Annotated in this window: 12 protein-coding genes; 6 read left to right on the top strand and 6 right to left on the bottom strand. The window is 65.0% G+C overall.

Annotated elements, in window-relative coordinates:
* Positions 1-47: 47 nt before the first annotated feature.
* Positions 48-743, bottom strand: coding sequence for an HAD-IA family hydrolase (locus C2R25_RS18295; RefSeq protein ID WP_103730628.1), 696 nt, complete (start codon positions 741-743; stop codon positions 48-50).
* A gap of 61 nt (positions 744-804) precedes the next feature.
* Here C2R25_RS18295 and glmU point away from each other — a divergent pair, with 61 nt between their 5' ends.
* Positions 805-2,184: a bifunctional UDP-N-acetylglucosamine diphosphorylase/glucosamine-1-phosphate N-acetyltransferase GlmU gene (glmU, locus tag C2R25_RS18290; protein WP_103730542.1), complete on the top strand. Its 1,380-nt coding sequence runs from the start codon at positions 805-807 to the stop codon at positions 2,182-2,184.
* 52 nt (positions 2,185-2,236) lie between these two features.
* On the opposite strand, the gene C2R25_RS18285 is transcribed toward glmU, so the two are convergent.
* Positions 2,237-2,953, bottom strand: coding sequence for a lipopolysaccharide assembly protein LapB (locus C2R25_RS18285; protein WP_103730541.1), 717 nt, complete (start codon positions 2,951-2,953; stop codon positions 2,237-2,239).
* 193 nt (positions 2,954-3,146) lie between these two features.
* Between C2R25_RS18285 and C2R25_RS18280 the strand changes: the two genes are divergently transcribed.
* Positions 3,147-3,977, top strand: coding sequence for a TIGR00266 family protein (locus tag C2R25_RS18280; RefSeq protein WP_103730540.1), 831 nt, complete (start codon positions 3,147-3,149; stop codon positions 3,975-3,977).
* A gap of 58 nt (positions 3,978-4,035) precedes the next feature.
* On the opposite strand, the gene C2R25_RS18275 is transcribed toward C2R25_RS18280, so the two are convergent.
* Complete coding sequence (locus C2R25_RS18275; protein ID WP_103730539.1) at positions 4,036-4,839, bottom strand: SDR family NAD(P)-dependent oxidoreductase; 804 nt, start codon at positions 4,837-4,839, stop codon at positions 4,036-4,038.
* Positions 4,840-5,051: 212 nt separating this feature from the next.
* On the opposite strand from C2R25_RS18275, the gene C2R25_RS18270 reads away from it, so the two are divergent.
* Positions 5,052-5,837, top strand: coding sequence for an SDR family NAD(P)-dependent oxidoreductase (locus C2R25_RS18270; RefSeq protein ID WP_103730538.1), 786 nt, complete (start codon positions 5,052-5,054; stop codon positions 5,835-5,837).
* A 41-nt stretch (positions 5,838-5,878) separates the two neighbouring features.
* Here C2R25_RS18270 and C2R25_RS18265 read toward each other — a convergent pair whose 3' ends face one another.
* Genes C2R25_RS18265 through C2R25_RS18255 form a run of 3 tightly spaced genes read right to left on the bottom strand, consistent with a single transcriptional unit; the run spans position 5,879 to position 8,959 of the window.
* The gene (locus C2R25_RS18265) at positions 5,879-7,126 is read right to left on the bottom strand and encodes an MBL fold metallo-hydrolase (RefSeq protein WP_103730537.1); all 1,248 of its coding nucleotides are present in this window, start codon (positions 7,124-7,126) and stop codon (positions 5,879-5,881) included.
* 1 nt (position 7,127) lies between these two features.
* Positions 7,128-8,138 carry a zinc-binding dehydrogenase gene (locus C2R25_RS18260; protein WP_103730536.1) on the bottom strand — a complete coding sequence of 337 codons (1,011 nt, stop codon included), beginning with the start codon at positions 8,136-8,138 and terminating at the stop codon, positions 7,128-7,130.
* A gap of 29 nt (positions 8,139-8,167) precedes the next feature.
* Positions 8,168-8,959 carry an SDR family NAD(P)-dependent oxidoreductase gene (locus C2R25_RS18255; RefSeq protein ID WP_103730535.1) on the bottom strand — a complete coding sequence of 264 codons (792 nt, stop codon included), beginning with the start codon at positions 8,957-8,959 and terminating at the stop codon, positions 8,168-8,170.
* 189 nt (positions 8,960-9,148) lie between these two features.
* Here C2R25_RS18255 and C2R25_RS18250 point away from each other — a divergent pair, with 189 nt between their 5' ends.
* The 3 genes from C2R25_RS18250 (at position 9,149) to C2R25_RS18240 (ending at position 11,783) form a co-directional block, all read left to right on the top strand.
* On the top strand, positions 9,149-10,006 hold the full coding sequence (locus C2R25_RS18250) for an AraC family transcriptional regulator (protein WP_233204135.1): 858 nt from the start codon (positions 9,149-9,151) through the stop codon (positions 10,004-10,006).
* Between the two features lie 120 nt (positions 10,007-10,126).
* Entirely contained in the window at positions 10,127-11,305 is a 1,179-nt protein-coding gene (locus C2R25_RS18245; RefSeq protein WP_103730627.1) for a sulfotransferase, read from the top strand.
* A 1-nt stretch (position 11,306) separates the two neighbouring features.
* Positions 11,307-11,783 carry a VOC family protein gene (locus C2R25_RS18240; protein ID WP_103730533.1) on the top strand — a complete coding sequence of 159 codons (477 nt, stop codon included), beginning with the start codon at positions 11,307-11,309 and terminating at the stop codon, positions 11,781-11,783.
* Positions 11,784-11,828 lie beyond the last annotated feature (45 nt).

Genomic DNA, 11,828 nt, shown 5'->3' with positions numbered 1-11,828 from the left:
CGTCGCCCCCGAACAGGCAAGCGTGCGGGCGTACCGGACGAAGAGCTTCAGCGGCTTATCGGCGGGGCGTTGCCAATGCGCTCCAGCGTCGGGACCAGTTCATCGAAGTGGTCGATCACCGCCGCCGCGCCCAGCTCCGCCGGCGCCATGTCGTTGAATCCGAAACTGACCGCGACGCACGGCAGCCCCGCAGCGGCGGCCGCCAGCGTATCGTAGCTGGTGTCGCCCACGTAAGCCGCCGCGCCCGCTCCGCCCTTTTCACGCATCAGGTGAAGAAGGTCAGGCCTGGGCTTCGCGCGGCCGGGGCCCAGCGTATCCCCGCCGATGATGGCGTAGAACCGCTCCGAGAGACCCAGTTGCTCGAAGATCGCTCTGGCGAAGCGCTCAAGCTTGTTAGTCACGACGGCGATGCGCACCCCCCGCTGCGCCAAGGCATCGAGCATCGCCTCACCCCCCGGAAACAGCCGCGTCTCGACCGCGATGTTGTCGGCGTAGAAGTCCAGCAGCGCGGTGTGCAGTTCCTCGAACCGCCTCGCCTCGACCGGCCCGCCGGTCGCCAGCAGCGCCTTGTCCAGCATCCTGCGCGCACCGCCGCCTACAAAGCCGCGCACTTCGTCGCGCGCGACGGCGCGCCGTCCTTCCAGAGCGAGGGCGTGGTTCACCGCGTGATCGAGGTCACCCAGCGTGTCGAGCAGCGTCCCGTCAAGGTCGAACCCCACTATCGCGAAAGGAAAATCAGTCATGGTGCGATGCAGTGACGGCACGGGATGGAAACCGCAACAATTTGCTGGCACTAGAGCGCGCATGACATCTGCCAGCCCCACCCAGACCGCGCCGCTCGCCATCGTCGTTCTTGCCGCCGGCAAGGGAACCCGCATGAAGAGCGACCTGCACAAGGTGCTCCATCCCATTGCCGGTCGCCCGATGCTCGAGCACCTGCTCGCCAGCGCGGCCGAACTTGCGCCGGAACGGCAGGTGGTCATCGCGGGGCATGGGCGCGAGCAGCTGGCCACGGCGCTCGGCACCCGCGCGACGATCGCGGTACAAGACCCGCAGCTTGGCACCGGCCATGCGGTCCAGCAGGCCGAGGAGGCCCTCTCGGGCTTCGATGGCGACGTGCTGATCCTTTACGGCGACGTGCCTTTCGTGCGGCCGCAGACCATGCGCGCCATGATCGAGCGCCTTCACGCACCCGACGGGCCGGCCGTCGTGGTGCTGGGCTTCGAACCGCAGGATCCGCTGCAGTACGGCCGCATTCTCGCTCACGACGATGGCCGCATCGCCATGATGGTCGAGTACAAGGACGCGACGGACGAACAGCGCGCCTGCCGCCTCTGCAATTCCGGGCTGATGGCGGTGAAGTCCGCCGATCTCTTCGGCCTTCTCGCCAAGGTCGGCAATGAGAACACCCAGGGCGAGTACTACCTGGTCGACATCGTCAACATCGCAACGCTGGAAGACCGCGCCTGCGCCGTCATCGTCACGGACGATGAAGACGAGGTGGCCGGGATCAACAGCCGGGGCGAGCTTGCGGAGGCGGAAGGCCGCTGGCAGCACAAGCGCCGCGCGCAGGCGATGGCGGACGGCGTCACGCTGGTCGCCCCCGAAACGGTGTTCTTCGCGTGGGACACGCGCCTCGGTCGCGACGTCACGGTGGAGCCGAACGTCGTATTCGGTCCGGGCGTGACGGTTGCGGACAAGGTCGTGATCCACGCCTTCTCGCACCTTGAAGGCGCCACTCTCGAGAGTGGCGTGGAGGTCGGACCCTACGCCCGCCTGCGCCCCGGCGCTGTGCTGAAGGCGAACGCCAAAGTCGGCAATTTCGTCGAGGTCAAGAAAGCGGTGCTGGGCGAAGGCGCCAAGGCCAATCACCTGACGTATCTGGGTGACGCCGTCATCGGTGCCGGTGCGAACATCGGCGCTGGCACGATCACGTGCAACTACGACGGGTACTTCAAGCACCAGACCGTCATCGGCGACCGTGCCTTCATCGGATCCAACAGCGCCCTCGTGGCTCCGCTCCGGATCGGCGCCGATGCCATCGTGGCGGCGGGCAGCGCCGTGACACGAGACGTCGCGGACGGCGAACTGCGGCTCGTGCGCGGGGAACAGCTCGTCAAGCCGGGCTGGGCGGACCGCTTCCACGACGCGATGAAGAAGAAGAAGGCCGAGAAGCCCCGCTGATTACCAACGTCAGGGCCGCCGCCTCCTGGCGGCGCGGCGGCCGAACGAACGATCAGGAACCGATTGCGGTGCGACGGGCGATGTTGCCGAGTTCGGCCCGAGCGATTGCGCTTCCCGGATCGTACTGAAGCGACTGTTCGTAGAAGCCCTTCGCTGCATCGAACTGTCCCATGGCCGCCTTGGTGAAGCCCATTCCGCGCAGCGCGCGTGCCGCGACCTTGGTGTCTGCCCCGCCGGTCGTCTTGTCGACAACGGCCCAGGCCTTCGCGAAGAGGTCATAGCTCTGCTGCCAGTCGCGCCGGGACTTGAACAGTTCCGCGTATTCATTCGTGAAATGCGCGTTGGCAGGCGCCATCTGCGATGCCTTCCGCAGCTCGTTTTCCGCGAGGTCGCCACGGCCGAGATCGATGAGCGCGAAGCCCTTGCCGAAGTGCGCCTCGCACAGGGCCTTGTCGACCACGATGGCTCCAGCGGCGTCCTGCCCGTCACTGCGGCACAGGCGCGGGCGCATGTCCCCGGCGAACTGCCGCTCCGAATCGGCGATGACCTTGTCGAACATCTTCACCGCCTGGTCGTGCTTGCCCTGCCGGAGAAGATTATAGCCGCGCTCCACATGGGCTGCGGCGTCGAAGCGCGTGTCCGTGACGCGCGCGGGGGCATTGAAGCTGTTGCTGGCCAGCTTGGCGGGCGCAGGGGTGGCCGTGTTGGCGTGCGCCGCACCGGCAAGAAGCAGGGAAGCCAGGACACAGGACGCAATTCGAGCGTTCATCAGCGATTTTCCTCTCCCGAGACACTGTTCTGCGCCGGTCTGCGCCGAGCTCTTTGATGAGGCCAAGTCGTCAGCCAGTGTTCGTTGAACGCCCGAAGATATCCGACGGCCGTGGTTTGACAAGTCATCTTGGCGAAACCAAACCCAGTTTATCGCAAATGTCGGCAAGCAGGCCGGTAACTGGAGTTTTACGATGGCGAATAGCCCCTGGAGTCACAGCCGTAATTCGTCGATTTCGGATGACGTCGACTTCGAGATCAAGGGTCAGGACCTGCAATTTGTCGAGATTGAACTCGATCCGGGGGAAAGCGCGGTGGCGGAAGCCGGTTCAATGGTCTGGAAGGATTCGTCGATCGATATGACCACGGTCTTCGGAGACGGTTCGGCCGACCAGGGCGGCGGTTTCATGGGGAAGCTGCTGGGGGCGGGCAAGCGCCTCGTTACGGGCGAAAGCCTCTTTACCACGGTCTTCACGCATCGCGGCCACGGTAAGGCGCGCGTCTCCTTTGCCGCACCCGTGCCCGGCGCGATCCTGCCGATCAAGCTGGACGACGTGGGAGGCCGCCTGATCTGCCAGAAGGACGCCTTCCTCTGCGCGGCGCGCGGGGTCTCCATCGGCATTCACTTCCAGCAGCGCATCATGACCGGCCTCTTCGGAGGCGAAGGGTTCATCATGCAGAATCTGGAAGGCGACGGCTGGGTCTTCGTCCAGATGGGCGGCACCGTCATCGAGCGGGAGCTCCGCCCCGGCGAGGAACTGCACGTCGATACCGGCTGCGTCGCCGCCTTCCAGCCCAGCGTCGAATTCGACGTGGTGCGCGCCGGCTCCGTCAAGTCGATGATTTTCGGCGGCGAAGGCGTATTTTTCGCGCGCCTGCGGGGGCCGGGCAAGGTGTGGATCCAGTCCCTGCCCTTCTCGCGCCTGGCGGGTCGGATGCTGTCGACCGCCGGTTCACGCGGTGGCCAGAATCGAGGCGAAGGCTCGATACTTGGCTCCTTCGGCAACCTGATCGACGGAGACTAAGTTTTATCGAAAGCGGCGCGCTCCACCCCGGATTGTCCCGGTGACGCGCCGCTTTCCATCACATCGAAGGCGCATATCCGCCGTTGAGGGGATAGGTCTGGCCCGTGATCCACTCGGCCGCGTCGGAGCAGAGGAACGTAACCAGCGCCGCCACATCCGTCGACTTCCCGTAGCGGCGGATGATATAGCGTGCGACCTGCGCCTTGGCGCGGTCACTCTCCATGATCTCGGCAAGCTTCTCTTCCGGCATGTCTGGCATCAGGGAGGACAACGAAACGGCGTTGCAGGTCACGTTGTAGCGACCGACCTCCTTTGCGATGGAGCGCACGAAGCCCTGGGCCCCGGCCTTCGCTGAAGCATAGACCGCCAGCTTCGGCTCCCCCACGCGACCGGAATCCGAAACGATCGTCACGATGCGGCCCTTCTTCGCTTCAACCATGTTCGGAATGAAGGCGAAACAGGCATTGTACACGCCGTAGAGGTTGGTGCGCAGGTACTGGTCCCAGGCCGAAGGATCCTCTTCCCAGAAGTTCACCCTCGGCCTCAGCAGGGCGGTGGGGCCTGCCATTCCCGCGTTGTTGACAAGCACGGTTGCGGGCCCAAGCGCCTCCTTGATCGCCGCGTCCGCCGCGCGGATCGCGTCGAGGTCTCCGACATCGAACGGCACCGCCAGCGCCGGAACGCCGGTCCTGCGGATTTCCTCCGCCACTGCCTCGGCCCGCTCCGGAACGAAGTCGTTGACGGCGATGCCTGCGGCATTGTGGCGGGATAGCTCCAGCGCGATGGCGCGTCCCGCGTTCTGCCCGGCTCCGGTGACGATCGCGACCTGCCCTCCCAGATCCAGAAGATCGTGCTCACTCATCTCTCTGCTCCAGTCCCTGTTGCCTGACTGTTTGATAGTATATACTATCTTTGATGGCGATGCCGGATGGTGGCCCGGCAATGGCGATCATCCGGGCGATGCCGTTCGCGGTTCGGTGCTAGTGAAGAGGCACGCACGCACAATGCCAAGCGCAGAGCACGCTGCTCCGGAGGATATCGCGGCGACGGTGGCCGGGTGAGGGAGGAGAGGACATGTTCGAAGAATTCGACCTGAGCGGCCGCGTTGCCGTGGTTACCGGAGCTGGCACGGGGATCGGTCGGGCGACGGCCCTGCTCCTCGCCCAACGCGGTGCCGACATCGTGGCGGTCGGACGCAAGCGCCCTGCCCTCGATGCCGTCGTGCGAGAGATCGAGGTGCTCGGCCGCAGGGGCCTGGCGGTCGAGGCGGATGTCCGCGAGTTGGGCCCGGTCCAGAACATGGTCGATACCGCAGCGACGCACTTCGGGCGCCTTGACATTCTGGTCAACAACGCGGGGGGCGCTCACGGGCATGTCGGCATCGCCCAGATGCCGCCCGCCAAGTGGGAGCGCGACATCGCGCTGAATCTGAACTCCGCAATGTATGCCTCACAAGCTGCCTTCCCCCACCTGCGCAAAGTGCGGGGCTGCATCGTCAACATATCGTCCGTCGCGGGAATGCACGGCACGCAGGGTGTGGCAGCCTATTCCGCAGCGAAGGCCGGGCTGCAGATGTTCACCCGCGTCTCGGCCGCCGAGTGGGGCCCCGTGGGCATACGCGTCAATGCCGTGGCGCCCGGCATGACGGCGACGGAGAAGGCCCGGGCCGGATGGGAGAAAGCTGGCTTCGATGCGGACAGCGCCACTCACGTGTTTCCGCTGCGGCGGTACGGCTATCCGGAAGAGGTGGCGCAGCTGGTGGCGTTCCTCGTCAGCGACGCCGCAAGCTACATCACGGGGGAGGCCATCGCCGTGGCCGGAGGACCGGTTCTCGGCGGCATGGTGACAATCGAGGACTGAACTGCGAACCCTCCCGGTCAAGACCGGGAGGGGGCCCGCGATCAGTCCGCCAGCTTCGCTTCCATGGCGGCGATCTCGGAGCGCAGCCACATCGTCTCAGACAGGTTGCTCCCGCCGCTCTCCTTCAGCAACGCCTCATGCGCCGCCTTGCGCACGGCGAGCGAGCGGGCGTTGGCGGGCTCGGCACTCAAGGCGATGTCCGTAAGGTGTATGGCTTCCAACGGAGCCCCGCCGTCGAGCTTCGCCTGCGCGCGCGCGGCCAGGATGTCCGCGCCGCCTGCAAGCTCGACAAGGTCGGCATCCACGCTTGTCCTGGGCACACCGTAGAGGGCCGTCGTGCCCTCCTCGTAATGCAGCCAGCCCGAATACTCCCGCCAGATCGACTTGACGGCCCAACTCGCCTTGCCGTGGTATTCGCCGATCGCAAGCCCCTCAGGCCAGGCGAAATCGCGCATCAGGCTATGAACATCGCGCCCTTCCGTCATGCCGCCCAGTGTGTAATCGCGGACGTAGGAGACGGCGGCGTGCAGCCTGTCGAGGTCGGCCCGGATGCGGTCCTTGCCTCGGATCGCTTCACCGTGGCCGGTGATGACGATCTCGGGGCCGAGATCACGCACCGTCTCGAGGGACTTCAGGTAATTGCGGACGAGACGCGGCTTGTCTCCGCGCAAGGTGTTGAGAAAGGGCATGGATAGCCACACCGGCCCGAACAGGTTTCCGGTGAAGGCGATCTTTTCGCGCGGCATCCAGACGGTCAGGCTGTCGATCGTCTCTCCTTCGGGCGTGGAGATCAGTTCAAAGCAGCGTCCGCCCAGTTCCATGGTCAGGCGGCGGTCGACAAGAATGTCGGGCTTCACCTCTGGAGCGGCCTTCGGGGTATTGCCGCGTTTCAGCGTGGCCCCCCACAGCTTTCCGCTGCGGGGACCGAAGAAGGGCTGAAGCCTCATCATGTCGCCAAGCGCTTCATTGAAGCCGGGACCGCCCACGACCTGAGTGCCCTCTTCCACAAAGTCGGGTACGCCACCATAGTGATCCGCGTGGCTCTGCGTCAGGATGATGAAGGCCAGCGGACCCGTGCGATGCGGTTCCAGCAGCCGCTTCGTCCGCTCGGCGTTGTCCATAAATCCGGTATTGATCATCACATCGCCTTCGCTGGTGGTCACCAGATAGGCATTGGAGATGTCGTTCGCCTGGAAGACGAAATCCGTCACGGCAATGGCCGCAGTCTGCTCGTCACCCGAACGCACCAGATTGGCAAGCTTTGGCCCGGCGTCTTTCACCTCGCTCATTTCAGTTCTCCTCAAATCCGATCATGACCTTGGCCGACTGCGGCATGGCGGCGATCTCAAGGCCTTTCATGACTTCGCTGAAGGGCAGCTTGTGGCTGATCATGCCGGCGATCTTGTCCTTCAGGCGCGGCATGGCAGCGATCACCGCGGGCATCTCTGTCGGGTAGCCGACGGCCGTCGTGATCGTCATCTCGCTGGTCAGCATACGCCCGGCGGGGAATTCGATCGGCTTCATATACGCCGCCGTAATGACGAGCCGGGCGTGAAGCTTGGCCATCATTATGACCTCGGTCAGGATGTTGGGCGCACCCGCGGCGTCGATATAGGCGTCCGTACCCACGCCCACGCGGCCGTAACTCGGCACCTCGCCATGAAGACGTGCGAGTTCCGCGCGCAGATCCACCCTCGTCGGATCAAGCGCGGCCTGCACACCAAGAGCGCGTGCGCGTTCCAGCCGCTCCTCCGCCAGATCGAGCGCAACGACGTCGGTAATGCCACGGTCGATCAGCCACAGCACCATGCCAAGCCCGATCGGTCCGCAGCCGAACACGACGACCTTGTCGCCCGGCTTGACCTCGGCCCGGTTGACCCCGTGCATGGCCACCGCAAGCGGTTCGCACATGGCGGCGACGTCGAAGTCGATCCCCTCGGGGATGGGCAGGATCGACTCACCGAGCCGGGCCTCACGCACGAGAAGCTCCTGGGTAAAGGCGCCTTCCGGCCCGCCCGACCCGATGTTGCCCGGGGTCATCATCGGATTGACGACGACCGCGTCTCCCACGGCGATTCCTTCAACCGAAGGGCCGACCTCCATCACCTCCCCAGCGCCTTCATGACCGAGCGCCGTAAGCGTCCCGGGCGTCGGTATGCCGCCAATCTTGATGTAGGACAGGTCCGATCCGCAGATCCCGACTGACTTCATCCGGACGACGACATCATTGGGACCGGTGGGCGGGCGCTCGTAGGCATCCAGCCGCACGTCACCCGATCCATGGATCCTGAGCAGTTCCATTCGCCTCTCTCCTCGCCGGTCCGCCGCCCTCACGGCCGGACCATGTATCCCCCGTCGATGGTGATGGTCTCACCGGTCATGAAGCTGCTGGCGTCCGAGCACAGGTAAGCGCCGATTCCTTCGAAATCCGCGGGCCGACCGGTGCGCTTCATCGGTATCGTCGGCGCAAAGTGCTGCGCGACCGCTTCCGCCTGCGCGCTCTCGCCCATCATTGGCGTGATAATCAGGCCCGGCGCGACGACGTTGGCGCGGATGCCGAGCGGCGCCAGTTCGATGGCGAGACAGCGGATCGCCGCGGCCACCGCCGATTTCGATGCGGCATACTCCATCTTGCCGGGCAGTCCCTGAAAGAGCGAGAGCGATCCGCAGGCCACCAGGCTGCCGCCGCTTTCGTCTCCAGCCTCGACGCGCTCCTTCATCAGTCTCGCGCCTTCGCGCAGGGTGAAGAAGGCGCCGTGCAGCGCGGTCTTTTGGAAGTCATACCAGTGGTCCGTCGGCATGTCGAAGACCGAGTTGTAGCGCGGCGATGCGCCGGAGTTGGCGAACACGCAGTCCACTCGGCCAAAGTCCGCCATCACCTGATTGTAGCCCGCAACGATGTTCGCCTCTTCGGAGACATCGACCTGGTAAGCGATCACCCGTCCCGCGCCGGCCGCTTCAAGCTCTGCCTTGGCCTTCGCGCTCTTCTCGGCGTTGCGGGCCCAGATCGCGACATCACCGCCCATCTTGGCCACACCCATGGCAAAGCCGAAACCGATGCCGCCGTTGCCTCCGGTCACCACCGTCACCTTGCCCGTGCAGTCAAACAGGCCCTTGGCCATCACTTTCTCCCTCGATCCCGGTTCACGCCTTCAGGCGGCGCATTCGTGGCCGCGATGTTCAGGGGCGGGGCGTTGTCCCGCAAGCCCGAGCGCCATAGAAATACGGTCGGAACGTGGCGTTCGGGACATATAGCGATCCCTTGCGCCGGAGAGACGCCGATGATGCCTGACGAAGTGCAACGCCCCTCCATGAGCGTGGATGCTCGCCTTGAGAGCGACGGCATCTGCGCCCAGCTTGTGCGTTTCGACATACCGACACCTACGGACACCCGGCACGCCGTTGCAGAGGGCTACCATGTCAACATGTGCCTTACCCCGCGTCCGCTGCAGTCTCGCGGAGGGTATCGGCACCGTTGGGGGCCGCACCGGCTGGAGCGGCTGGGTGACATCTTCGTGATTCCTCCGGGCGAGGAGCTGTCCATCAAGGGTGGCACCGGCCGGCAGGTATCACTGATCTGTACGATCGACGCGGCGCTTGTTCACGATCTTGCGGGCCAGAGCCTCAGCTGGGACGACGCGCACCTCGCCGCCGCGCTCGACATCGGCAGCGCACAGATCCGCGCCCTCCTCTTTCGCATCACGTCCGAGGTGCGCCACCCCGGGCTGGCCTGGCAGAAGATGTTGGCCTTGCTTGGCAGCCAGCTGGCCATCGAACTGGCCCGTCATTGCCTGGAGGTGGCGGAGCGTCCCGTGACCGGCGGCCTTTCCGGCTGGCGCCTGCGGCTGATCGACGAGCGCCTGGCCGACTACTCGGCGGCGCCCTCGCTGGAGGAACTGGCCAGGCTCTGCTCGCTGTCCATCCGGCAGTTGACGCGGGGCTTCCGGGTCAGCCGCGCCTGTTCGATCGGGGACTACATCGAACAGCGCCGGATGGAGGCGGCCAAGCGACTCCTCATGGACGGCGAGAGCGTCAAGACGATCGCCTTTTCCATGGGCTTCGCGTCCCCTTCCAGCTTCACCTTCGCCTTCCGCCGCGCTGTCGGAGCAAGCCCCAGTACCTTCCGGCAGCGGCAGGGGCGTGCGCTTGAGCAGCCCGTCGGGTCTTGACCGGAAATCGACATAACGTCCGGATCTGGCACTCCAAGCGCGTTGCCTTGCAGGTGTGAGGGACGATTACTCTTCCCTCATGAACGGCCGCACAGGCCGATGGGAGAGGACAACCGCATCATGGCCACGACTGCCGCCGAACGACTCGTACCTGACGCTCTGGTCGAGCAGGCGATCAAGGACACCGGCATCGACAGCTTCGACAACGACAGCTGGCGCGAAGGCTTCGACGTTTTCACGCGCTCGTTCAACGAAGGCATTGACCGGGGCTGGATGACCGACGGCGGCATCGAGCGCGCGCGCAACGACACCCTTCATTATCTGCGCGGCCGCCTCAAGGTGTCGCAGTACCTCCGCGACAATCCCCAGTTGCTCGAGCGCCCGGTCGAGCGGCCGGTCTTCGTCATGGGCGTGCCGCGCACCGGCACCACGCTGATGTCCAACCTGCTTGCGGCCGACCCCGCGCGCCGTTCGCCCCTCACCTGGGAGATCGACGACCCGGTGCCGCCGGTGGGGTCCAACGCGCTGCTGACCACGGATCCCCGTGCGACCAGCCGTCTCGCACAGGAAAAGGCCGCGCTGGCGGCAAACCCGGCCATGGGCAAGTACTACCGCGGCTCTGCCATCTATCCGAACGAGTGCGTGTTCTTCATGGCGCACGATTTCAAGACGCTGATGATCGAGTCCAAGGGCAAGCTGCCGCTGTACAAGGACTTCATCTTCTCCTGCGACATGACGAGCGCGTACGAGTACCACAAGAAGTTCCTGCAGGTGCTGCAGCACCACGCGGGCGGCGTCTGGAACGTCAAGAAGCCGAGCCATGCGCTGTGGCTGGAAACGATCTTCAAGGTCTACCCCGATGCCCGTGTCATCTGGACGCACCGCGACCCGTTCACCGCCACGGGATCGCTGTGTTCGATCATCTCGCTCAGCCATATGGCGCACATGGGCAGGATCGACGCCGAGTGGCTCAAGGAAGACTACCCCTGGCAAGCGGCCGAGCACGCCAACCGGATCATGGATTTCCGCGACATGTACGGTGAGGACAAGATCATCGACGTGCATTACGCCGATCTCGTCAGCGATCCGGTGGCCGCCACCAGGAAGGTCTACGCCGCCCTGGGGGACGAATGGACCTCCGAGGCCGAGGTGGGCATCCAGCAGTGGGTGAACGACAACCCGCAGGACAAGTTCGGCCGCCACGAATACAAGCTGGCTCAGTACGGTCTTTCGAAGGCGGACCTGGAGCCGCTCTTCGAACGGTATCTCTCGCGCTACGACATCGCGCGGGAGGGCTGAGATGCTGGAAGGGCTCCATTACCAGAACGCCTACGTCTGTGACGACCTGGAGGCAGGTATCGACCTTTTTCGCGGCCGCGGGCTGGAAAAGGACCCTGTCATCATTCCGGTCGACCAGACGGTCGTCACGCCGGGGGGGCCGAAGCGCCAGAGGGGCCGCATCTGCTTCATCTGGATCGGCGACCTGCAGTACGAGCTGATCGAGAACGAAATCGACGAGGTGGGCCTTTACGCCAACTGTCTGTCGAACGGCGGGCCCCTGCGGTTCCACCACATCTGCTTTCGCGTGCCGGACTGGGCCGACTTTCGGTCCCGTGTCGATGCGCAGGAGTTCCCCGTCGCGATGGAGCGCGACCTTTCGGCTGAAGCCGAGGGCGGGCTGAAATTCCTTTACCTCGATGCCCGCAATGTCTTCGGACACTACATCGAGTACACGTGGATGCCCGAACCCATGTGGCAGCACATTCGCGCCATGTGAGGAATGGCTGCCCCGGGTGCCGGGGCAGCCGCTCACAGGCGATCA

This window comes from Novosphingobium sp. HII-3 (assembly GCF_002916655.1).
GTDB lineage: Bacteria > Pseudomonadota > Alphaproteobacteria > Sphingomonadales > Sphingomonadaceae > Novosphingobium > Novosphingobium panipatense.
This window is presented reverse-complemented; position numbering and strand designations above follow the sequence as displayed.